This is a genomic window from Paenibacillus sp. J22FR5, assembly GCF_059691975.1.
The window spans coordinates 73,203-95,698 of record NZ_JCAUAN010000016.1; the positions used below are offsets into that span (position 1 = coordinate 73,203).

At 45.7% G+C, this 22,496-nt stretch carries 19 protein-coding genes and 1 riboswitch; of the genes, 4 read left to right on the plus strand and 15 right to left on the minus strand.

Going from position 1 to position 22,496, the window contains the following annotated elements; translation table 11 throughout:
* Positions 1-61: 61 nt before the first annotated feature.
* Positions 62-721, minus strand: a complete 660-nt coding sequence (locus tag AC58P7_RS19900; protein WP_497345893.1) for a TVP38/TMEM64 family protein — start codon at positions 719-721, stop codon at positions 62-64.
* Between the two features lie 704 nt (positions 722-1,425).
* On the opposite strand from AC58P7_RS19900, the gene AC58P7_RS19905 reads away from it, so the two are divergent.
* Entirely contained in the window at positions 1,426-2,631 is a 1,206-nt protein-coding gene (locus AC58P7_RS19905; protein WP_497345895.1) for a COG4705 family protein, read from the plus strand.
* Between the two features lie 67 nt (positions 2,632-2,698).
* Here the strand turns inward: AC58P7_RS19905 and AC58P7_RS19910 are convergent, their stop codons facing one another.
* From AC58P7_RS19910 to AC58P7_RS19935, 6 genes are all read right to left on the minus strand, one after another.
* Positions 2,699-2,941, minus strand: a complete 243-nt coding sequence (locus AC58P7_RS19910) for an HPr family phosphocarrier protein (RefSeq protein ID WP_497345897.1) — start codon at positions 2,939-2,941, stop codon at positions 2,699-2,701.
* A 35-nt stretch (positions 2,942-2,976) separates the two neighbouring features.
* Positions 2,977-3,663 carry a TerC family protein gene (locus tag AC58P7_RS19915; protein WP_497345899.1) on the minus strand — a complete coding sequence of 229 codons (687 nt, stop codon included), beginning with the start codon at positions 3,661-3,663 and terminating at the stop codon, positions 2,977-2,979.
* A gap of 54 nt (positions 3,664-3,717) precedes the next feature.
* Positions 3,718-5,145, minus strand: coding sequence for an NAD-dependent malic enzyme (locus AC58P7_RS19920; protein ID WP_497345901.1), 1,428 nt, complete (start codon positions 5,143-5,145; stop codon positions 3,718-3,720).
* Positions 5,146-5,150: 5 nt separating this feature from the next.
* The gene (locus AC58P7_RS19925; RefSeq protein ID WP_497345903.1) at positions 5,151-6,677 is read right to left on the minus strand and encodes a tripartite tricarboxylate transporter permease; all 1,527 of its coding nucleotides are present in this window, start codon (positions 6,675-6,677) and stop codon (positions 5,151-5,153) included.
* A gap of 1 nt (position 6,678) precedes the next feature.
* Positions 6,679-7,140 carry a tripartite tricarboxylate transporter TctB family protein gene (locus tag AC58P7_RS19930; protein WP_497345905.1) on the minus strand — a complete coding sequence of 154 codons (462 nt, stop codon included), beginning with the start codon at positions 7,138-7,140 and terminating at the stop codon, positions 6,679-6,681.
* A gap of 66 nt (positions 7,141-7,206) precedes the next feature.
* The gene (locus AC58P7_RS19935) at positions 7,207-8,238 is read right to left on the minus strand and encodes a Bug family tripartite tricarboxylate transporter substrate binding protein (protein WP_497346010.1); all 1,032 of its coding nucleotides are present in this window, start codon (positions 8,236-8,238) and stop codon (positions 7,207-7,209) included.
* A 276-nt stretch (positions 8,239-8,514) separates the two neighbouring features.
* Between AC58P7_RS19935 and AC58P7_RS19940 the strand changes: the two genes are divergently transcribed.
* Together AC58P7_RS19940 and AC58P7_RS19945 are read left to right on the plus strand one after the other, a co-directional pair.
* Entirely contained in the window at positions 8,515-10,146 is a 1,632-nt protein-coding gene (locus AC58P7_RS19940; RefSeq protein ID WP_497345907.1) for an ATP-binding protein, read from the plus strand.
* Positions 10,124-10,852: a response regulator gene (locus AC58P7_RS19945; RefSeq protein ID WP_497346012.1), complete on the plus strand. Its 729-nt coding sequence runs from the start codon at positions 10,124-10,126 to the stop codon at positions 10,850-10,852. The genes AC58P7_RS19940 and AC58P7_RS19945 overlap by 23 nt, the downstream gene beginning before the upstream one ends.
* An 83-nt stretch (positions 10,853-10,935) precedes the next feature.
* Here the strand turns inward: AC58P7_RS19945 and AC58P7_RS19950 are convergent, their stop codons facing one another.
* The 8 genes from AC58P7_RS19950 to AC58P7_RS19985 all read right to left on the minus strand — a co-directional run bounded on the left by AC58P7_RS19950 (position 10,936) and on the right by AC58P7_RS19985 (position 20,126).
* Complete coding sequence (locus AC58P7_RS19950; protein WP_497345909.1) at positions 10,936-11,703, minus strand: Rossmann-fold NAD(P)-binding domain-containing protein; 768 nt, start codon at positions 11,701-11,703, stop codon at positions 10,936-10,938.
* A gap of 50 nt (positions 11,704-11,753) precedes the next feature.
* On the minus strand, positions 11,754-12,677 hold the full coding sequence (locus AC58P7_RS19955) for an FTR1 family iron permease (RefSeq protein ID WP_497345911.1): 924 nt from the start codon (positions 12,675-12,677) through the stop codon (positions 11,754-11,756).
* Positions 12,678-12,767: 90 nt separating this feature from the next.
* Positions 12,768-14,249: a copper amine oxidase N-terminal domain-containing protein gene (locus AC58P7_RS19960; protein WP_497345912.1), complete on the minus strand. Its 1,482-nt coding sequence runs from the start codon at positions 14,247-14,249 to the stop codon at positions 12,768-12,770.
* A gap of 45 nt (positions 14,250-14,294) precedes the next feature.
* Complete coding sequence (locus AC58P7_RS19965; protein WP_497345914.1) at positions 14,295-15,323, minus strand: hypothetical protein; 1,029 nt, start codon at positions 15,321-15,323, stop codon at positions 14,295-14,297.
* Positions 15,324-15,427: 104 nt separating this feature from the next.
* A complete protein-coding gene (locus AC58P7_RS19970; RefSeq protein ID WP_497345916.1) occupies positions 15,428-16,957 on the minus strand; it encodes a hypothetical protein in 1,530 nt (509 codons plus the stop codon).
* The gene (locus tag AC58P7_RS19975) at positions 16,954-17,703 is read right to left on the minus strand and encodes a glycosyltransferase family 2 protein (RefSeq protein ID WP_497345918.1); all 750 of its coding nucleotides are present in this window, start codon (positions 17,701-17,703) and stop codon (positions 16,954-16,956) included. Before AC58P7_RS19975 ends, AC58P7_RS19970 begins: the two co-directional genes overlap by 4 nt.
* On the minus strand, positions 17,696-19,156 hold the full coding sequence (locus AC58P7_RS19980; RefSeq protein WP_497345920.1) for an alkaline phosphatase family protein: 1,461 nt from the start codon (positions 19,154-19,156) through the stop codon (positions 17,696-17,698). The genes AC58P7_RS19975 and AC58P7_RS19980 overlap by 8 nt, the downstream gene beginning before the upstream one ends.
* Position 19,157: 1 nt before the next feature.
* Entirely contained in the window at positions 19,158-20,126 is a 969-nt protein-coding gene (locus AC58P7_RS19985; RefSeq protein WP_497345922.1) for a lysylphosphatidylglycerol synthase transmembrane domain-containing protein, read from the minus strand.
* A 394-nt stretch (positions 20,127-20,520) separates the two neighbouring features.
* Positions 20,521-20,612: riboswitch (cyclic di-GMP riboswitch) on the plus strand.
* Positions 20,613-20,682: 70 nt separating this feature from the next.
* Here AC58P7_RS19985 and AC58P7_RS19990 point away from each other — a divergent pair.
* A complete protein-coding gene (locus AC58P7_RS19990; RefSeq protein ID WP_497345924.1) occupies positions 20,683-22,494 on the plus strand; it encodes a putative bifunctional diguanylate cyclase/phosphodiesterase in 1,812 nt (603 codons plus the stop codon).
* The last annotated feature ends 2 nt before the right edge of the window (positions 22,495-22,496 follow it).

Below are 22,496 nucleotides of genomic sequence, written 5' to 3' on the forward strand. Positions count from 1 at the left end.
CAATGTCTATTTTAAGAGAGGTGCTCTTCATTTGGGCTAAGGATCTAAAGCTTAAATTAATTCACACCCGATTTGATATACGTCTCCGCCTGCCTTTTAACATCCAGCTTAATCCTAGCAATAATATAAATACGACGATACCAATGGCTCCCCATAGGAATGAACCATTGCGAACTCCCGCATAGAGACCGCTCATTGCTATCGTGTAGGGAAGTATCCCCAATCCAGTGGTCCAGATAAAAGACCAGATGTTTATTTTCAAAAAACCCATTGTATAATTCACAAAATGGTACGGGACCAACGGGACGAATCGGATGAGTAATAGACCAAACGTTTCATGCTTTTTTGTGAATTCTTCAACTTTCTGAAGGAACGGCTGCGCTAATTTACCGAAGAAAGGCTTTGCTATCCATTTGGTTAAATAGAGCGCACCAACCGCGCCCATTACACCGCCAATCCACGAATAAACACCGCCCCAAATTGGGCCATATATTTCCATGAGTGCAATAGAAATAAATTCTCCAGGTACTGGGATCATATTCACGATGGACTGAACTAGGATGCCAATAACAATTCCTATTTGCCCAAAATCCCGAATACGATTAATGAGCCTTTCTGCTTCCCCTGTATGAACAAGATAGAGATAATAGCCTATGATGCCTGCAATGACAAGTATACTTATACCGCTTAAAAGCTTCGTATTGTGCTGAGTTTGCTTCAAATGAATCATCCTAACTAATCGAAATCGCATGTTCTGAAATCGTAATCGATTCTGAAGAAACCGCGTATTTTTTGTAAAGTTCGTCTATCCGCCCCAAAAGTCTGCCCATTATCGTTTTGTAGTTTGGCTAGTAATTTTGTTTTTATTCGCTTAGCGCTCCTTTGCTTCTCCGATCACTCACCATAATTCTTAAGCTTTTCTTAATCCAGTGAAGATGAGGCTGACAAGACAAGCCAGGACTGAGCATACTCTATCCTGGCTTGTCTGCGTTGTTTAAGGCTTCCATACCTTATGTTCAATGGATTCATACATGCGGATTATGGTTTCCGAAAGCTTTTTCAGCCCTTTCTGACGCATAATCTTGTTAATTGGCAAAGAAAGCAACCAGAGGATTCAAAGCGGAAAACCTATCAGCTAAGTGATTAATCGCTTGAAACCATTGGTAGTCTAATTGAGATAAATTCATAAGTAACTCCTTCAATCGTTATATTAGCCTCAGTTAGAAAGCTTACTAAACCAAGATTAAAAACTAATGAAGAAATTGCGTATGACTGAGTTGACTAATCGAATTGACTGCAATTCGTCAACAGAATTCTCATAATCTTTTCATGTGAAGCATGTACAATAACCAAGTCGAGGAAGATGAATGGTAATAAATTTTCTTACGAGTGGTGTTTTAAAAAATCTTTAAAAGGAGATAGCACATGGAAACGATCAAATCAAATGAACCGAAAAGCATGTTAAGTAAAGTTCCAGAGGTAACCATTTTTTTTTGGATCATAAAAATTTTATGTACCACAGTCGGTGAAACTGCAGCCGATTTCCTGAATGTCAATCTCGGTTTTGGTCTGACGGGTACCTCCATTGTAATGGGAGTCTTGTTACTTGCTGCAATCTACTTTCAGTTTAAAGCGAAGAAATATATACCTAGTATTTATTGGTTGACGGTATTCTTAATCAGCATCTTTGGTACACTTGTTACTGACAATATGACAGACAACTTGGGTATCCCTCTTGAAGTGAGCACGATCGTTTTCAGTGTAGTCTTGGTGTTGAGCTTTGCCTTATGGTACGTCAACGAGAAAACACTCTCTATCCACTCCATTTTCACTAAACGAAGAGAATTCTTTTATTGGTTAACAATCCTTTTCACATTTGCACTGGGTACGGCGGCAGGAGACCTGATGGCAGAGAGCCTTGGCCTTGGTTACGTAGTAACTGGTGTCATAGTTTGTGCGGTAATTGCCTCAATGACTGTCGCTTGGAGATTTGGGCTTGATTCTGTGCTAGCTTTCTGGATTGCCTATATCATGACGCGTCCTTTGGGTGCTTCGTTAGGAGATTTCCTTTCACAAACACAAAATAACGGTGGGTTAGGATTAGGTGCAACTGCTACAAGCGCAATATTCATTCTAGCGATTCTGCTGTTGGTCATTTTCCTTTCTGTCACCAAGCGAGATTTGATCCCCACATCAACAAAGAAAGCAACTGATACAAAACGATCTACCGTTATCTGGCAAGTTGCGGTGGTTGTCTCTGTACTGGTGCTCGCGGCCGGATCAGGCTATTTTTTACGTCATGCTAGTCTTCAAGATGTCTTACCTCAGGGGGATTCGTCTAGCTCCGTCACGCAAGCCTTCCCGCAGGATGATATGACTAATTTCCAGAAAATTACGGAAGATACACTAAGTCTTGTGCAAGAAGGAAATTTGTCCGCCGCAAAGTCACGCGTTAGTGATTTGGAGACCGCATGGGACAAAGCTGAGGCTCGGCTTAAGCCAATAAACAAAACGAAGTGGACTGAGGTGGACAATGCCGTAGATAAAGTATTGAGACAAGTACGCGCTGTACATCAAGATGCTAACGCGTGTAAAACGTCGCTGGAAGCATTGATATCCGTACTTAACTAATTCACTCGAGGCTTGACAAGCAAAAGAAACGAAAGACATTTGTCTCTCGTTTCTTCTTTTTAGCTGCTTATATCCCATTTAATTTAAGACCATGCTTGTCAAAAATACCCTTCATGACCTCGATGGCTTCCTCTTCATCTGGTCCATGAATATCAAGCTTGTACGCTTGATTGTTGAAGAGCGTGACACTCAGACCAAGGATGCTTTTCACATCAATAAACCTCGTCCCCACCTGAATGACAATACTTGATTGGAACTGATTCGCCGCTTGATTGATTTCTACAATGGCTTTTGTTTCCAAACTACCCATATTGATCCCTCCATTGTGTTACGATTAAGTTACGATTAACTTACCAAATCTGCACGCATGGATTCGTTCTTCTGCCTCTTTTGCATCCACTTACCTATACAAATAACAGCTACAGCAAGCAGTACGGGGAGCACGTAGTGGAATACCGAATGAATGGATTCTATTCGCGATGCGACCGCAGCGTCACTCATGATCATTTCCCCGGAAGTATACCCCAGCAAACCAACACCGAACATAACGATGATGGGGAAACGGTTCATCAGCGCCATAAGCAGCTTGCTTCCAAAGATAATCAATGGAATACTAATCGTTAATCCAAGAGCAATGAGCAGAAAGTTACCGCCTGCAGCCCCTGCAATCGCAAGCACATTATCCAGACTCATGATCATATCGGCAACAAGAATGGTTTTAATCGCTGCTCCCAAATGCTGGCTAGAGGGCAGTTTTTCTTCTTGCTCTTCATTCATCATCAATTTAACAGCAATCCATATAAGCAGTAGGCCGCCGAGGACTTGAACAAACGGAACCTGCAACAACCATACGGCCACGAAAGTAAAAATCACACGCAGTACAATCGCACCAAAGCTACCGAAAAAAATTGCTTTTTTCTGTTGTTCGGTAGGCAGATTACGACAGGCCAGTGCAATCACTACCGCATTGTCTCCGCTCAATACAATATTAATGACAATAATCTTTAGTAACCCGAGTAATAAAAGCTCCATACCAGATTAAAACCCTCCAATCTTGTTACCTCGTTGACGTCTGGTTTGGTCTGATTATTCTGCATGGCGAAACTCGCGGGGGATCCGTCGTGCCACACCCGTTTGAATGGCGGCATGAATGACGGCTTCCCGAATACGTCTAACTACTTCTTGGTTAAACACACTTGGAATGATATACAGCTTGTTCAATTCCTGCTGCGTGACAACGGAGGCAATCGCTGCGGAAGCAGCTAGCTTCATCTCTTCATTGATCGTGGAGGCTTGGCAGTCCAAGGAGGCCCGGAAAATACCCGGAAAGCAAAGTACATTGTTAATCTGATTCGGAAAATCAGAACGCCCCGTTGCTATGACACCAGCGATATCTTCGATTTCATCCGGATGAATTTCAGGCGTTGGATTCGCCATCACGAACACGATGGGCTTTGCCGCCATCCGTTCCACATCCACTCGCTTCAGCAAACCACCAGCGGACAAGCCGATGAACACGTCTGCCCCTTCGATGACCTCATGAAGGGAACCGGATCGCAGGTTAGGGTTCGTTCTTTCCGCGTACTCCTTCCAATGCGGATTTGCGTACTCGTTCGTACGTACCAACGCGCCTTCCCGGTCAACCCCGATCAGCTCTTTCACACCTGCAGCCAGCAAAATGTTGGAGCAGGCAATGCCCGCTGCCCCAACTCCGCAGACGACAACCTTGGCCTCATTGATCTGCTTACCGACGACTTTCAGCGCGTTAATGAGTCCTGCGTACAAGACAACGGCTGTACCATGCTGGTCATCGTGGAACACGGGGATATCCAGCTCATTGCGGAGCCGCTCCTCGATCTCAAAGCAGCGAGGTGAGGAAATGTCCTCCAGATTAATACCGCCAAAGCCTGGAGCCAAGTGCTTGATGGTTGCGACGATTTCGTCGGTACTCTGCGTGCTCAAGCAAATGGGGAACGCGTCCACTTCAGCAAACTGCTTGAAAAGCATCGCCTTACCTTCCATAACGGGCATCGCCGCGTAGGGTCCGATGTTGCCGAGACCTAGAACGGCACTGCCGTCGGAAACAACAGCGACTGTATTCCGCTTGATCGTCAGCTTGTAGGCGTTATCCTCATTTTCATGGATGGCCATACAAACTCTCGCAACATCCGGCGTGTACACGCGGGACAGATCGTCCCTGTTCTGGATCGGCGATTTGGGCTTCATTTCGATTTTGCCGCCGAGATGAAGCAGAAATGTGCGATCGGAGACATGAACGAGCCGTACGCCAGCGAGATCCTTCATCCTGGCAACAATATTGTCCAGCTGGGCTTGCTCGGATGCCGCTACCGTAATGTCTCGAACCGTCCAATTCGCACCGGTTTGGATGACGTCAATCGCGATTACATCCCCACCATTTTCCGTAATAACTGTGATCAATTGTCCGAAGTGGATTTGCTCTGTCAGCAGCTCCAGACGTAATATAATGCTTTTTCCACCCATCGTATTTTTCATTAGTTTTAACCTTCCTCGTTCACAAGTACATTTTTACCTCTAAGCTTCAAGATTAACGGAATGGAGATCCATAGCACCCCGATAATTAGAAATACGAGCGAGACCGGCTTTTGCAAGAAGATCATGAAATCGCCATTGGAAATGGTCAGCGCTCTTCGCATATTGTTTTCCATCATCGGACCCAGAATAAGACCGAGCACAAGTGGCGCTAAAGGGTAATCATTTTTCGATAGGAAGTAACCCACAAGCCCGCAGCCCATAATGAGCAGCAAATCAAACGTCGAATATTGTACGGCATACACCCCGAATACGGAAAAGACGATAATTAACGGGATTAAGTACTTCGCAGGTGTTTCAATCACTTTGGCAAACACTTTAACAAGCGGCATATTAAGAATTAGCAGCATGAGATTGCCAACGAACATACTTGCAATGACGCCCCATGCCAGTTGAGGGTGATCCTGAAATAACAAAGGACCTGGCTGGACGTTGTACATAATGAAAGCACCCATCAGAATCGCCGTCGTACCAGAGGAAGGGATCCCCAATGTCAAAAGCGGAATCATCGCACCACCGGATGCAGCGTTATTCGCAGCTTCTGGCGAGGCTACTCCCTCGATGGCTCCTTTTCCGAACTTTTCAGGATTTTTGCTAATCTTTTTCTCTACGATATAAGCGAAGAAAGAAGCAAGGATAGCACCCGCACCAGGGAGTAATCCGATGAAAAAGCCAAGCACAGAACCACGTGCAATAGGTGCCGCACTGTCCTTCATATCTTGCTTCGTCGGCAATATACGATTGATTTTGGCAATCTCACCATCGTTTCCTTCGCGTTGAAGAATTGTTTTAAATACCTCTCCAACGGCAAAAGTACCAACTGCAACAGTCAAGAATTCCAAGCCTTGATACAGCTCAGGAATGCCGAATGTGAATCGTTCCACTCCTGACACGTTATCAATACCGATAGTCGCCAGCAGTAGACCGAATGCCGTCATCATGAGGGCCTTCACCATCGATTTACCAGCAAGTCCACTGATCGCAAGTAAGCCTAGTACCATCAGGGAGAAATATTCGGCTGGTCCGAACTTGATCGCTACCGCGGATAAAGGACGCGCCAGAAAAATTAGACCTATTAGTGAAATAATCCCTGCTGCGAAGGATCCGATTGCTGAAATCGCAAGCGCGGCCCCTGCTCTGCCCTGTTTGGCCATTTGATAGCCGTCCAACGTCGTGACGACGGATGACGATTCCCCCGGCGTGTTCAACAGGATCGACGTCGTGGAACCTCCGTACATGGCCCCGTAATACACCCCTGCCAGCAAAATGATTGAACTCGTCGCTGCTTCTTCAGGACCTAAGCCAGCTGTCATCGTTGCAGTAATCGGAATCAAGAGCGCTACACCGCTCATTGGACCGATCCCGGGAAGCACGCCAACCACCGTGCCGATCAATACGCCCAAAAATACAAAAACAACATTATGCCACTGCATCGCAGTGCCTAATCCATGAAACACATAATCCAAAGTACTCATCTTATGCCCCCCCTAACCATGTTGGAAATCCGGGAAGCGAACCATCCAGCAGATTCACATACAAATAATAAACGCCATAAGAGAAGCCGGCAGCAATAAGCAAGGAAACCCATACTCTACCCTTTTGCATCGTTTGGAAACCGATCATCAGGAACAGGAACGTAGAGATCACGAACCCGATATCTTCAAGGAAATAGGCATATAATACCGCGGCGATGAAAATAATGATAAATCGTTTGTAGTCCAAATCTTCTTTACCCTTTTCAGCACGCTGTCTACGGAAAGTCTCATAAATAAGACGAAGACTCATCAAGGACAAGAACGATCCCAAAATCATCGGGAAAATATTGGCCCCTACATTACTGCCATAAGCGCTTGTTGAAATACCTAAGGAACCAATAACAAATGCTAGGCCAATGGCGAAAAATGCGATGCCTGCATAACGATCAAACGTAGTATTCATTTCTCTGCCTCCTACCCTAAGGGCAAGGGAGAAGAGATCTCCTCTTCTCCCTTTTTTCTTTAGGTTTTATTTCTGCATACCGAGCGCTGTCAGCATATCTTTCAGTTGAGTTTCTTGCTGGCCTAAGAAAGCTTTGAAATCGTCCGCTTTCTTGTAGTCCGTTTGCCAGCTGTTCGCTTCCATTTCCTTCTTCCAAGCATCGGACTCTACCATTTTCTTAATGGTAGCTTCCCAATAGCTTTTCGCGTCTGCCGTCATGTCTTTCGGTCCGAAGAAACCGCGCCAAATCAAGAATTCTGCATCAACGCCTTGTTCTTTCATGGTTGGAATGTCTTTCAAGCTGCCACCAAGACGGGATGGTGCTGCAATAGCAAGAATGCGAATTTTCCCAGCTTTCACGTATTGATCCAAGGATGAAGCATCCGTACCAAGCACGTCAGCATTTCCGCCAAGCAATGCAGTTACGGCTTCGCCGCCACCGTCATAGGACACGTATTTCACTTTTTTCGGGTCAATGCCATATTTGAATGCTGGTAGAATCGAAACCAAGTGATCCATCGAACCAGGTGCTGACCCGCCCGCAACCGTAAGCTTTGTAGGATCTGCCTTCATATCATCGAGCAACGATTTCAGATCTTTATATTTCGAGTTTGCTGCTACGGCAACAGCACCGTAATCTTTCGTCAATTGAGCTAGCGGTGTCGTATCATTGTAACCGTATGGCGTGTTGCCTTCTTTTTTCAAATGATTAATGAGGATTGGAGGCGAGCTGACGAAAAGTTTGTAGTTATCTTTGACATCTTTGGTCGCGTATTCCGCCATAAATACAGTACCGCCGCCGCCTGGTTTGTTTTCAACGGAAACGGGTTTATCGATTGCTTTGGTTTCCGTTAATACTTTAGCAATGGTACGAGCTGTCATATCCCAGCCGCCGCCTGCTCCTGATGGAGCGATGATGCTAAGCGCTTTTTCTGGGTAGTTGGATTTAGCAGCTGCTGGAGCTGTTGTCTCTTTGGCTTTATCTGCTGGTACGGATGATGATGTTGCAGCCGGTTTAGCAGTGTTGCTGCCGCAAGCCGCCAAACTTACGGCAAGCATGCTAATCGCTGTTACTTTCCACGAAGCTGAAAAAAGTTGTTTTATCAAATGAAACCCCTCCATAATTGGTTTTAGTTTTTGTTGTATACGCTTTCTTTGAAGCGCTTTCAGAATAACACCTCTACGTGCATATTGGGAAGTTTATGGCGATTAGTTGTAATAACAACCTTTTGACCATTTTGTTCATATTGTTCACGGTTCTGGTTACCCTATAACAGTCAAAATGAGAACGCATTATGATACAATTTAAACAAAAATAGGAGGCTTGCGTGGAACATGAGGCTTCAAACCAAGCTTATCTTAATTATTTGTTCGTTCCTTTCCATCGTTATCATCAGTTTAGGCAGTATATTTTATTACATCATGACAACGGCACTCGAGGATCAGATCGGAACACGCGCCTTAAAGGTCGCTGAAACCGTTGCTGATATGCCTGACATTCGTCAGGCTTTTCAAACATCCGATCCTTCTAAGATCATCCAGCCTGTCGTTGAAAAAATTAGAGATAAAATTGATGCCGAGTACATCGTTGTCGGGAACCGTGAAGGGATTCGCTTCTCACATCCGCTTCCTGAACGAATCGGGAAAGAAATGGTCGGCGGCGACAATGGTCCTGTTCTCGAAGGACAATCGATCATTTCCAAAGCCATCGGCTCTCTCGGCCCTTCACTTCGCGGTAAAGCGCCCATATTTGATGATCAAGGCAAAGTGATCGGCATTGTGTCCGTCGGCTTTCTTACGAAGGATATCAATACGATTACCTATGCCTATCAATCACGTATCGAGCTGATCTCCCTTATCGTCCTTGTCTTTGGCCTGATCGGTTCAATCCTTATCGCTCGTAACGTCCGAAGCTCCATACATGGACTGGAGCCCAAGGAAATCGGCGAGCTGTATACCGAGAAACAGGCTATTCTGCAAACCATCCGCGAGGGGATTATTGCCGTAAATCGAGATGGCATCATCACGATGGTAAACCGTTATGCCTTGCAGCTGCTGCAGCTACCGCTCAGTGCTAAAATCACGGGCCGACACATTGAGGATGTGATTCCGAACACCCGCCTGACCGAGGTGGTACGTACGGGTGAAGCCGAGTTCGACCATGAAATGCTCATCGGTGATCATGATGTCATCGTCAATCGCGTGCCGATTGTGAGCCGGAAACATGGTGTCACTGGCGCCGTTTCAAGCTTTAGAAGCAAATCCGAGCTTTACCGTTTGGCCGAGGAGCTATCCCAGGTGAAACGCTTCGCAGAAGCGCTGCGTGCTCAGACGCACGAGTTCTCTAACAAGCTGTATGTCATTTCCGGACTCATCCAGCTGGAATCCTATCAGGAAGCTGTCGATCTCATCTCCAAGGAATCTGATGTGCACCAGAACTGGGTGCAATTCATCATGACTGAAATCCCTGATCCCATGATCGGGGGACTGTTGATTGGCAAATTCAATCATGCGCAGGAGCTGAAACTAACTTTTGAAATTGACCGCGAAAGCTCATTTCGAGATATTCCAGAGGAAATCGATCGGAATTTGCTTGTCACCATTATCGGTAACTTGATTGACAATGCGATGGAAGCCGTACTGGCAGTCGAAGATCAGACAGCGCCGTATGTAAAATTATTTTTAACCGATCTTGGTGAGGATTTGATTATCGAATGCGAGGACTGCGGTATCGGTATTCCAGACGAATTAGGTAACGCCGTGTTTGAGAAAGGTTTCTCAACCAAAGCAGGCGAGCATAGAGGCATTGGTCTTGCTTTAGTCCAGCACGCTGTACACAAGCTGAACGGGTACATTACTTTCCATAAAAATCCGGAATGCGGCACGGTCTTCACCGTCGCCATACCGAAACATCCCATGTCCACAGAAAGGAGTCCTTATCGTGATCCAGGAACCCCAACAAACTAGCATTGAAGTTTTAATCATCGAAGACGACGTGAAAATCGCTGAAATTAACCGAAGGTTTATTGAAAAAGTAGACGGCTTTCACGTAGTCGGAATCGCTACCGATGATGTTCAGGCCAAGGAGCAGCTAGACATATTACGGCCAAATTTAGTGCTGTTGGATGTCTATTTTCCTGGCTCCAATGGGTTAGACATGCTCTCTTATATCCGTCAACATTTCCGAGAAACCGACGTCATTATGATTACTGCAGCCAAAGAGGTCGAGGCCATACGGGAAGCTGTCCGCAGCGGAGCATTCGATTATATTATGAAACCTCTAATTTTTAACAGATTGCAGGAAACGCTCCTGCGTTATTTGGACTTTCACCGCGAATTGAATCGACTTAACAATAGCGGCTCTATCAATCAAAGCGATGTGGATCGCCTCATTTCGGGAACGGGTAAGAAGGATTCCCGCTCTGAGGTTTCCTACCTTCCCAAAGGCATCGATAAATTAACACTAGTCAAAATCGTTCAGGCGATTTCTGCCGCGGCAGATGGGTTGACCGCAGATCAAATCGCCAAAGAAATTGGCGTCAGTCGTTCGACGGGACGCCGTTATTTGGAGCATTTGGTCTCCTCGGGCGAAGTTTTCGCCGATCTAACTTATGGCGTCGTTGGACGCCCCGAGCGGGTGTATCGTAAAAATGTTACGGATGGCGCCCCCTAGGAGTGAAAGTCGCTAAGAGTTGTTTTTAAAAATAAAAGAAGGCACAAGACCCCTACTAGTGGTTTTGTGCCTTCTTTTTTACCTCACTCCGTCAAATCACGAAGCCAGCTATTTTTCTGCTGAACCGATCGCATTAAATCGACGTTCACGTCCTTATCCTCCGCCATGCTGATGAGTGCGTGAACATCCTTAGGCAAGCATTTGCCCCCATAGCCACGGTTATCCTCATAGACAAACGTATGACTTCGCCCGATTCGAGGGTCCTCGAGCCAAACTTCCCGCAGTTCATTGTAATCAATGCCGTGAGCGCCAGCAATATCATAGAATTCATTGCAGAACGACACTTTCAGAGCGAGGAAGCAATTCTCCATGTACTTCGCCATTTCCGCTGTGCGGGCATCCGTCAGCCGAATCCTGACTTCCGCGTTATACACCTGTTGATACGCACGGATCACGAGGCTAGCATCAGCAGATGCGCCACCCAAGGTGAACCACGTCCGATGACGCAGATCTGAGAAGTGATGATCCACCGTTTCCCCGTAATATTCCGGTTGAAACACAATTCTTTTGCCTGTTCGTTCCTTCATTGCATCCGTGAAGCCAACGGGAATGGTTGAACGAATGACAAGTACGTTAGCCGTCAGCCATAAAATAACTTCTTCCACAATGGACGTATCGCATTGGCCGCTAGGAAGCGAGGGTGTTGGCACACAGATGAATACCAAGTCACATGCATTCACCTCATCTTGGCTGCCCAACTGAAGAGGCGCATCATAAACTACAGCCTTTGGGAATAAGGCATGAATCGCTTTGCCTACATGACCATATCCAACAATTCCTATCTTCATCATTATCCTCGCTCCTCATGTTGACAATCCATTCATTGTCTCTTCCTTATCTGTTAAGCGGCTATTTTATCTTCCTGTATTTGCTCCTGTTCCTGACGCTTCTTCTGAACGGCCAGTAGGAAGAATACTACGAAGTAATATCCCCAGTAACCAACGAATTCTTCCAGGGAAGGATTCTGTGTATACCCCAGAAAAGCTTTAAAGAAAATACCAACTTGGCCGTTAATCAGCGGCTCTTTCCCATAATCACGGAGATATTGTACGCCATCGATGGGATGCTCCGGCATAAAGGCTGTAATATTATAGATTTCACCGATTTGATGTCCTGCTGTATGATATAAACTACCCAAGATCCCCAAATCCTGCATAATACCAATGGCCTGAACGAACAGTCCCGCAGAAATCATCATCAGAAACACGGCGGTTATGCGGAAAAACGTACCCAAACGGATTTTCTTTGTTCCTTTGAAAAAGAGAAGACCCACCACTACCGCTAACAGAAGCCCGAATAGCGCGCCCCAGCTTTCAAGTGCTTTCTGAATGTCGCCTCCCGTAATGGCAGCGAAGAAGAACACCGTTTCCACCCCTTCGCGCACTACAACCAGAAAGGAATGAACAACCATATTAATGGCGCCGCCAATGGTCAGAATATGCGCAACTTTGCTCTGAACCTTGCCTTGCAGCTCACTGCTTTGTTTGCCCATGAACATAATCATATGTGTTAATAGACCCGATGAGATGAGCATAATCCCTATTTTCAAGTAATTCTGACTACCCATACTACCAAATCCGGTTAATAACACCTGGAAAGCCAGGGCTAAGCCGTAACTCACAACTAGAGCCAAAACCACCCCAACCCATACCCATTTATGCCAATGGATCGCATCAATACGAGTTAAATAAGTAAGGATAACACCAACAATAAGAATGGCTTCAAGCGCTTCGCGAAACGTAATGAGAAATGCCTGTAAATCCATGATCTTGCCTCCTTTTCTCTTCCTTACATCTGAACATTGAAAGACACTTGCGCTTATGCAGCACAAGTGTCTCCAACCTAAACGAAATGATTAACGAAGAATAGTGATTTCACCATTTTGGTAGAATACGCCATAACCGAACAACTCAGCTACTGCACGCAATGGAATGAAAGAGCTGCCGTTCTGCAGAAGAACTGGTTGATCCAATTTGATTTTCTCATTCACTTTACCATTCTCAACAACTTGATCGGAGCCAGCTGTGATTTCTGTTTTCTTACCGTCTTTTGTAATAACAACAGTTCTTGTATCTTCAACCCACTCAACTTTAGCGTTAATAGCTTGAGCGATCACACGAACTGGCACTAATGTACGGCCGCTTTCTTGATTGATGAACGGAGCGTTCTCTGCAGTGTAAGCAGCGCCATTTACTTTATATCCTACGTCGCCAACTTTTAAGCTGGATCCATCTTTGTCAACGAGGAACTTTAAGATTTCGAAAATAGACTCTTTCGTAGCGGCAACATCTGATTTATCAACAGCTTCTGTTAATTTCGTAGCCCAAACACTTGCAGCCGCATATTTCTCTTTACCCAAGAAGACTTCTTGGCTAGCAAGGAACATAGTACCTTCAGCAACATATCCACGAGCACCTTGCAGGTCGCCAGCTTCTTGTTTAACCAAAATTTGGTTAAAATATTCCGATACTTTACCGATCATAGTGCGTTGAAGCGCGTCACCGATTTCATCCTTTTTGATTTTGCTTGCATCGCCTGAAGCGAAAGCATTTTTCACGAAGTCGCCATCCGCAGGGCTTCCGCCTTTGAGGTAGGTGTAAACAGGCATGTAAAGGAAGTAGCCTTCTGTGATCGCAGTTGGTTGGTCAGCTGCTGCTTTCAAACCAACGTTTTCAGCGTATGTATACGTAGCAAGTGCGTAATTTTTGATCAATGTTTTGTCAAGAATTTGACGGTGGAAGTTAAAGTCATTCAAGTTGTTGTCTTTGATATCTTTTTGGATCAATTCAATTGTAGTTTTCAAAAGCGCAACCATGTTCAAGCTATACTTCAAATCACGTTTTGCAACATTTGGTTGAAGTGCGCCTTCATAAATTTGAACGACTTTATCGAAAGCAGCTGTTGCTCCAGCAATGTCACCTTTCGTCAAAGCAGGACGAACTTGGTTGCTCATCAGATCACGAAGCGCGAAGTAGAAATACCATTGTAAGCCTTTGTCGATTGCTTCTTCCGCTTGACCAACTTGCAGATCACCTTTAATGGCAGCATCCAAAACAAGCAAGATATTGGTATCAATCTTAGGATCATCTGCTTTGATGTTGACATCCAGACGTTTGACATCCGTTTGGAATTTATCTACGTATAATTGCTTAACATCAGCAAGAACCGTTTTATCTGTAAAAAGTGCTTTAATATCTGTGAAAGATTGCAGTCTAGCAGAGATCGTTTGATCTTCGGTGATTTGGAATTTGCTTTCTGCAAAAGCAACAGATGTAACAGTAACTACACTGGATAAAGCAATTGAAGCACTTAAAACAACAGCTAAAAATTTACGCATGGTAAGTTTCCCCTATTCATCTCAATTTATTAGTTGATCAAAAAGTTAAATCCACTTTCTTTTGCGTGCGAACCATACGGCCCCGCCAAGTAAAACGATAACCCCGCCGATAACAGCAACGCTGACCAATGGATTCGTTTTGTCTGTACGCTGCATAGCTGCATGAGCGGTTGCTTCTTTCGCAGGCTCAGTCTTCACAGCTGCGCTGGCTGTGTCTGTAGCCGTAGCAGGCGCTTCAACTGTTGCCGTAGGCTTAGCAGCTTCCGCAGTCGGAGTTGGACTTGCAGATGAGGATGCAGCTGGCTCAGGTGCCTTCGTTTCCACAGCTGCTGCCGCATCAGGTGCCTTCGTCTCCGTCGGTTTAGCATCCTTCCCTGCAACAGGTTGTTCTGACTTAGGACTAACCTCCGTCTTCACTACTGGCTCCGTTTTTGGCGTCTCTTCCGTCTTAGCGGCAGGTGTCGGCACACTTGTAGCCGCTGGTGCTGTGAAAGCTTTATACGGAAATAATGGCTTTACCTTCCCATAGATAAAATCAACCTTTTCCTTAAATACATCAGGCTGCACAGGCTTCTTCCCTACTCCGAACAATCCTGGATTACCCAGTGCGTCGAGAGCAGCATCAAATGCCTTAGTAATCTCCGCTTTACCTGATCCCATGTAAGGCTCTAAGGTATCATAGGTTGCCTTTGCTTTGGCCAATAGAAGCTTAGCTTCCGCATAATCTTCGAGTCCCTGTAGGGCATACGTGAACCGACGATCCAAGTTCATAACAAGAACGGCCTTAAAATTAGCAATGACTAATTTATTGTCTTTAGCCTTAAAATTTGCATCTAATGTAGTGCCGATTTCTTCCCCAAAGTGCGCTACGAGTTCTGCTCTTCTCTCCTTATAGGCACCTTCAGCAGCTCCCCAATCATTCGCCCCATCACCAATACTGGCTTGCACCAGTTTAAAAGTCTCAGCGACATCTTCGGTATTCGCGTCACCGTAAGAGTAGGCCAGCGCGGAAGTCGGCAGGATTAGTAATGCCGCAAGAACTAAAGTCAATCCGGCTAGTAGCCATCGTTTCATATCTTCACCCCTGCTGTGAATTTGATTCTCATTGTCATTGATAATGATAATCATTGTCCGGAATACTGTCAACCATTATTTTACTCTACTAATAGCTTACCTGCTTAACGAACCCACTCATATAAAATGATGTGCCCATACGCTGGATCAAACAGCGGATCCGATGTAAACTCCGCAATTTTCTTCAGATGCTCCTCCATCGATTTCCCTTGCTGTGCAAAGCCTTGCACGACGTGATCCGTAAGGAAAACTCGACGATCCGAATTGGCACCTGCCAATGATTGAAAATACCCATACGTATAAATGCGCTCGTGTTCATAGTCTGCCTGTAAATACTGAAGGACTCTCGTTTCTTCCCATGTAAATAGGATGAAAGGCTCCTGTAAGCTGCTTAAATAGTCATTCAGCTGATAGACTGCCGGCTCCTCTACCGCCTGCCTTTTCAACAACTGAGAACCATAGATAACTTGTACAGATATGATGCCTATGAGGAAAATGTACACGATCTTCGGAGCTATTTTTAGCAATCGTGACTTATGATCTGATGCCTTCACAGCATCTGCTATTCGTATCATATAAACAAATAAGAAAAGTAAGATTGGCGCAACGACCGGAACGATATGTCGTGGTTTTTCAATATTCTGACCCATTAACGCCCATAGAGTATATAGGGCAGCACAGCCGACCAACCAGAATAGATAGTGCCTGTTCTCATTATTTAGCTCCATAGGAACTGCGACGAATCTCTGCACCCCCCAAGTCAATACAACCATAATTCCGAAACACAAGCCAATGAGCATGGAACCGCCAAATAGGGCTGAGCCGAGTAAATTATGCCCAAAGAGCTGAATGATTCGTTCTCCCATCGGCATCGACGATGCGATCACACCACCGCCCCATTCAGAGAAATGGCCTTCTACGAAAGCTAAGGACAGCTTCCAAAAGCCAGCTACGTTTCCTTCGGAAAGCACCAATCCAGCTACCCAAATCAGCTGAAACAGCCCCGCAGCCAGAATAGATCCTCCTAACCGGAGCCACCTCCGTAAGCCGTGCGCCCCCTGTCGCCAAAGCGAATACCAGAGCGGAACTAAAGCTAAGCCATAAGGAAAGAATGATAGACGTGTCCCCATCAAAAAGCTGAACACAAGCAGCGCTATTCCATGGCGAAGCGCTGAGCTCGGTCGATCCATCACAAAGCGGATACTCCAAAGAAACCACCACAGCAAGGCCATGCCTGCGCATTCCGACATGGGACGCGAAGACATCAGCCAAATGTAGGGGCTGCTTAATACGAGCGCGGGCAGTAAAAGGCTCTTGATGCCGCTGCCCGTCAGTCGATGTGCTAGTAAAAACATAGGAATCGCGGAGCATATAGCCGCTAAGGTATTGAAAACGGATAAAGCCATTGCGGCATTATTTATCCACCGGTTAATAAACCAACCACCCAGAATAAAGTAGGGGTATCCTGGAAAATGAGGCTGCATGGCGAGTAAATCATATCGATGCAGAGCCAGCGTAAAGTCTACCTCGTCCCATGTACGCACATAGGGGCTGACGTATAGTAGACTGAGGCAGCTCACTCCGGCAATAACCGCAGCTGCGAAAAGAACCAACATCACCGTGTTACGTGTCATATGCGCGCTTCATCTCGTTGCATCTGGAGAGTCACTTTGCTTTTTTTCGAGACGGGACGTCTCATTTCTTTGTAAATCGCCGGAAGTACGGAAGACACATACTGTCTGAATTTGATAAAGGATTGGCCTTTGGTCCGAACTTGGTACGAAATCGGAATCTCCTCCAACCGGTAGCCCTGACGAACCAGATTAATTGTGAGCACCTGGGCGTAGTTGTAGTCATGGATAATGACGGCATTTTCCATGGCATCGCGTGAGAATCCGCGCATCCCTGACTGGCCGTCATAAATCCATCTGCGCAGCAGGATCGCCTGCAGCAGCGTAAAGGTATAGTTGCCTAAGCGGCGATGCAGCTTCATCCCTTGAATGTGGCCTTTGAAGCGTGAGCCAAAGGTGTAGTCTGCGCGCCCGATGATAATGGGCGCAAGGACATCCGGGATTTGCTCCGGCGGATACTCATTATCCGCATCGATCATGATGCCAATGTCGGCGCCGAGCAGGCAGCATTGCTTTAGTCCTTCGCGAACCGCAGCGCCGAGCCCTTTATTGTGCGGGAACGACACCATGTGGTCGGCCCCCGCTTCGCGAGCGACTTGGACGGTGCGGTCCTTGGACCCATCGTCGATCACGAGCACTTCCACCTCATACTGAGGGTGGAAATCTCTCGGAACGCGGGCAATGACCCCGCTGATATTCTCTTCTTCATTATGTGCAGGCATGAATACAATGATTTTCTTCTTAGTCATGATGCTTGATCGCCTCCGTTAGAACAGGTCCACGACTATGGCTCGGGAAGGGTGCTCCCAGCAGGTAAGCCAGCGTCGGCGCCATGGATACAAGTGAATGCTTCTCATCAATGCGGTGACCCGCTTCGATGGTGGGACCGTGAAGGAAGAATGGCACGTAACGCTCGCCTTCGTCGAGATGTCCATGTCCGCCAATGCCGTCTGCCTGCCCGTGATCAGCACAGATGATCAGCGTCGTATTCGCCATCATGCCGCGCTCTTCCAGCCAGCCAACGAACTCTTTAATTAATTGATCCGCTTCTGCAATCTTCTGCGTGTAATCGTCATAGAGAACCCCTCGGCTGTGACCCGTTTGGTCAACCCCAATCAATTGGGCAACAAGTAAGTCCGGATTTTGTTCCGTCATAATCTTCTTAGCCCGTTCCATAATGTTACGATCCGCAACATCGTTGTGCATAACGGCCGTCACACTCTCTACATCGTCTCCCATGGAATCGATTAAGTGAGCAATGCCAAGCAAACGCCCTTTTTTCCCCACTTTACGCAGTGAATCAAAAATACTCTCAACCCGAATACCGAGCCTCCAAACCATATTGGAGCGAATGCCGTGCTCGCGTGGATAGGTACCCGTAAACATGGAGGAGAAGCAGACCACCGTACGAGCCGGATACACGGTCTCCATTTGCGCATATTCGGTGCCTTCTGCTCGCAGTTTCTTCATAAAGGGTGCATCAGCTTCCTCAAAACGCTCTTTGCGCATGCCATCTACAACGATGACGATGACCTTGTGGTTCAAAGCCTCTCCGCCGGCTTGTACAGCGCTTGAATCACGTGTATAGGTAGGAATTTCAACCGGCTTCCAGTCGAATAAGTAGCGGTGAAGAATGAAAGCGTAAATCATCAAGCTTCCTGCAAAAAGCAGCCCCGTGCCCACATCAGCAGAAACACCTGCCTCAAACTGACGGTAATAATGAGTCCATACGAACAGCAGCAGCAAAAACTTGGGCATCTGCTCCTGCGCGTTGCCGCTGGTCGAGTCACTGTTCTTCAAGACAAGCTTCCAGAATCGTGTGAAATTCCACCATGTCGTACCAATTCGCAAATGATAGTAAAACGTGCCCCAGAAATAAATCGTAAAAAAGAAAAATAACCCTATTGCCAGCAAATAGAGAGAGAAATCGTTCCGTTCCCATATCAGAAGTGCAGCAATAAGCGGCATCCATAAATAATTGCGTAAAAACAGCGGGAAATCGAAGTAATAATACAGCATAAATAGAGGAAGCGTAACGAGCAGGCCTAAACCAGCCGCCATCCAAAAGCTAGGATCGGACCATACGCCGATATGGTAAAGTAAAAACACACCGACAACGAAGATGGGTGTAAATGGTTTTCCCTCGTTCAACAGGTTCCAGCAGCGAGCTGCAACGATTTCAAAGGATGAAGCTTTTTTCATATTAATCTTCCTTCCGCACTTTGCTATGTGATGGTGACTTGGTTTGACCCGTAACTCGGCTAATCCAGGTTTTCATTTCTCGCCAATGTAAAGGCATCCGCAGTAGGGAGTAGCCGCCTAACGAATAGGCAAAAAGAAATTTGAACGTATGCGACAACAGCGCCGCCCTATACGCATCTTTCCCATCTACACCCAGTAAGACGAGCGAACCGCTCATGGTACTTTCATAGGTGCCGATGCCCCCAGGTGTAATATGAAAGATTTGTCCTGCAATCGTCATACTATTGGCCCATACGAGTGAAATACTCCCCTGTTGCAATCCAATTATTTGGACAACAGCCAAGATAACACCCGCTTCCAACACCCAACTTAGCGTAATGAAGCCCAGGATGACGAGCCCTTTGCCCGAAAGCATTTTCAGCTGGAAATAGGATGAGTGTTTGACGACAAATGGGATTCTTCGAATCACAGGCAAATAATGAGCGGTCGCGAGAAACACGATGCCGCAAGCCAGCAGAGTCACCCAAATCCATGAAGATGGCAAACCCATGCGGACAATGCCGATGCCCCCAATACCTGCAAGCACCAGCATATCGAGCAGACGCATAACCGCTACGGAATGAAGTGCGTCCTCCCATGACTTCCCGCCATACTTCATGAATAAGCCAGTACGAACACCATCTCCCACCTTGACCGGCAACACATGGTTCACGAGCAAGCTGTAGCTAATGGCATGAAAATAGACCGCGAATTTCACATCTTGTCCCGCATAGATTCGCCAGCCTGCCGTTTTGAGAAGAAAGGAAGTCAGGTAGACGATAATCATGAAAATCAGCCACTTCGGTTGATGGAAAAGCAGCCCTACATCGCGGAGCCATTCCTTCGAATCAAACCATTGCCATGTTAAAACAATCGAACAAACGACCAGAAGGATCGCTATCAAACGAACAATTTGTTTCTTTTTTAACATATCTGTTGTGCCCTCTTTGGGTTAAATCAAGCTTATTTTGAGAATGAGAATCATGGTCAGTATAGGGGGTTTATACCGTTACGTCAATCTTAGATTTACAGGAGTAGTGGAGTGGTACTCAGTCGTCATGCTTTAGGATGGATGAAGCTGCTGTTTGGGTTGGAACTGGACGCAGAAAGATGCTTGCGATTCGAAATAAAAAATCCAACGTCCATGGAGGTTCTAATTCATGAATTGTTTTTACCTATAAAGTAAAAAAATGGTTGGACTTAATCTTTCTTTATTGAATTCGACAAAAGACCATATTTATCGCTATATACAGGTAATTTTTCACTACTCTATAATGGTTAAATAGTAGCGGATTAAATGGGTACAGAGGTACAGTTGAAGACCAAATCGAAAAGGGCAAATCATCGGAAACGATGAGACGCAAAGCCATGGCCTAACGCATTCCAAATGGAATGCTACGGTTGACAGGTTGCCGAGTATCAAAGGGATGATCCTTTTATTCGGGATGATCCTTTTTTCTATTGTAGGAGAACATAGGGAGGCATTCATGCAACATTCGCTAATGGATCGTTACCATTTCGCTCTCGGCCTGTTTTCGTTCATCATTATGCTGCTTGCCATCATTTTCGCAATCCGTTTTATCAACTCTCTCTCTGCGGAGCGACGATTGGCTGAGCAGATTTCTCTCAAAGCTTCTATTTTAGAATCAACGATTGATTGCATCTTCATGTTTAAATCTCAGGGCTGGATCATAGAATTCAATCCTGCGGCAGAATCCATATTCGGATATACGCGCAAAGAAGCGCTTAAGCTTACGCTATTCAATCTCCTCTTTCCTTTCGATCAAGATGGACGAGATGCTGCTAACCTATATCACCTGTTAAGCCAGCAGGCTGATTCCATTATTGGCAGACGTATGGAAATCATGGCCTACCGCTCGAACAGAAGCAAATTTCCGGCAGAACTTATCATAACGGATATGGTTTATAGGGGGAAAACGATTTATACCGCCTATCTGAGGGACTTAACCGAGAAAAGGAAATCGGAAGAACTCATACATCAGTTAGCTTACTTCGATCATTTGACCGGATTGCCTAATCGCAATCAATTCAATGAACTTTTCCAACGTGCTTTACATCGCGCACAGCAACATCATGAGACCGTAGGCGTTATGTTTCTGGATATTTATCGTTTCAAATGGATCAATGATTCCTTCGGTCATCAGGTTGGCGATCAGATTTTGCAGCAATTTTCCGCTATCATTTCGAGTCATTTGCCTGATAATAGCTCGGCTTTCCGACTGAGCGGGGATGAATTTGTCATCCTGATGCCTCTTGGGAATGGAGATACGATTACGAAACAGGCTAAGAACATCATCACGTTGTTGGAAAAACCTTTGCGTATTGATGGAAAAGATATTTATGTGTCTACGAATATTGGCATTTCGATATATCCCTATGATGGAGAGTTGCCAGCGCTTTTACTCAAACATGCAGATCAAGCCATGTATGCAGCCAAGGAGCAAGGGCGAAACAATTACTATTTGTTCAATCAAGATATGAAAACGAAATATGCCCAACGCATTGTATTTGAACAATATTTGCGAGAATCGATAGAAAATAATGAACTCTCCCTTGTGTATCAGCCCATATTTGATATCCAAACGGGTGATCTTAGAGGGATCGAAGCGTTACTCCGCTGGGAGAGTAAACAGTTAGGAAACATACCGCCTGAGGTGTTTATCCCCATAGCCGAAGAATCCCATCAAATCGAAGCCATCGGCGAATGGGTAATGCGAACGGCCACCAAACAGATGAAAAAATGGCATGATACGGGGCTGCAAGGCGTGACTATTTCTGTTAATGTATCCCCTGTTCAATTTCATCAAGAAACATTTGTCCAGTCGTTGATTGACATTTTACATGAAAATGACCTTGAGCCGCAGTACGTGGAACTCGAAATTACAGAGAGCATGGAAATGAATCGGTTCTGCATGATTGAGAAGCTGCATGCTTTGCATCATCAGGGATTCCGAATCGCGATTGATGATTTCGGGACAGGATACTCGTCCATCAATTATTTGCATAAATTCCCCATTCGTACACTGAAAATCGATAAAACCTTCGTCCAAAGCCTGTCTAACTCGCCATCGAATAATTCCTTCCTAATTGCTATTATTGCTGTGGCACGCAGTTTGCAGCTAGACATTATTGCAGAGGGAGTAGAAACGAGAGCACAATTTGATTTTCTTAAAAGCCATGGATGTGATCAGGTACAGGGTTACTTATTGGCTGCCCCTTTATCTGCCGATCAGTTTGAACGTAATTATGTGATCCGATTGCGTGCTGCCGGCAGTTAGTG

Coding starts and splice junctions, on each gene's coding strand:
- AC58P7_RS19990 (WP_497345924.1), top strand. CDS start 20,683: ATGCAACATTCGCTAATGGATCGTTACCATTTCGCTCTCGGCCTGTTT.
- AC58P7_RS19985 (WP_497345922.1), bottom strand. CDS start 20,126: ATGTTAAAAAAGAAACAAATTGTTCGTTTGATAGCGATCCTTCTGGTC.
- AC58P7_RS19950 (WP_497345909.1), bottom strand. CDS start 11,703: ATGATGAAGATAGGAATTGTTGGATATGGTCATGTAGGCAAAGCGATT.
- AC58P7_RS19960 (WP_497345912.1), bottom strand. CDS start 14,249: ATGCGTAAATTTTTAGCTGTTGTTTTAAGTGCTTCAATTGCTTTATCC.
- AC58P7_RS19965 (WP_497345914.1), bottom strand. CDS start 15,323: ATGAAACGATGGCTACTAGCCGGATTGACTTTAGTTCTTGCGGCATTA.
- AC58P7_RS19915 (WP_497345899.1), bottom strand. CDS start 3,663: ATGGAGCTTTTATTACTCGGGTTACTAAAGATTATTGTCATTAATATT.
- AC58P7_RS19930 (WP_497345905.1), bottom strand. CDS start 7,140: ATGAATACTACGTTTGATCGTTATGCAGGCATCGCATTTTTCGCCATT.
- AC58P7_RS19925 (WP_497345903.1), bottom strand. CDS start 6,677: ATGAGTACTTTGGATTATGTGTTTCATGGATTAGGCACTGCGATGCAG.
- AC58P7_RS19910 (WP_497345897.1), bottom strand. CDS start 2,941: ATGGGTAGTTTGGAAACAAAAGCCATTGTAGAAATCAATCAAGCGGCG.
- AC58P7_RS19955 (WP_497345911.1), bottom strand. CDS start 12,677: ATGGATTTACAGGCATTTCTCATTACGTTTCGCGAAGCGCTTGAAGCC.
- AC58P7_RS19975 (WP_497345918.1), bottom strand. CDS start 17,703: ATGACTAAGAAGAAAATCATTGTATTCATGCCTGCACATAATGAAGAA.
- AC58P7_RS19905 (WP_497345895.1), top strand. CDS start 1,426: ATGGAAACGATCAAATCAAATGAACCGAAAAGCATGTTAAGTAAAGTT.
- AC58P7_RS19940 (WP_497345907.1), top strand. CDS start 8,515: ATGAGGCTTCAAACCAAGCTTATCTTAATTATTTGTTCGTTCCTTTCC.
- AC58P7_RS19980 (WP_497345920.1), bottom strand. CDS start 19,156: ATGAAAAAAGCTTCATCCTTTGAAATCGTTGCAGCTCGCTGCTGGAAC.
- AC58P7_RS19920 (WP_497345901.1), bottom strand. CDS start 5,145: ATGAAAAATACGATGGGTGGAAAAAGCATTATATTACGTCTGGAGCTG.
- AC58P7_RS19970 (WP_497345916.1), bottom strand. CDS start 16,957: ATGACACGTAACACGGTGATGTTGGTTCTTTTCGCAGCTGCGGTTATT.
- AC58P7_RS19935 (WP_497346010.1), bottom strand. CDS start 8,238: ATGCTTGCCGTAAGTTTGGCGGCTTGCGGCAGCAACACTGCTAAACCG.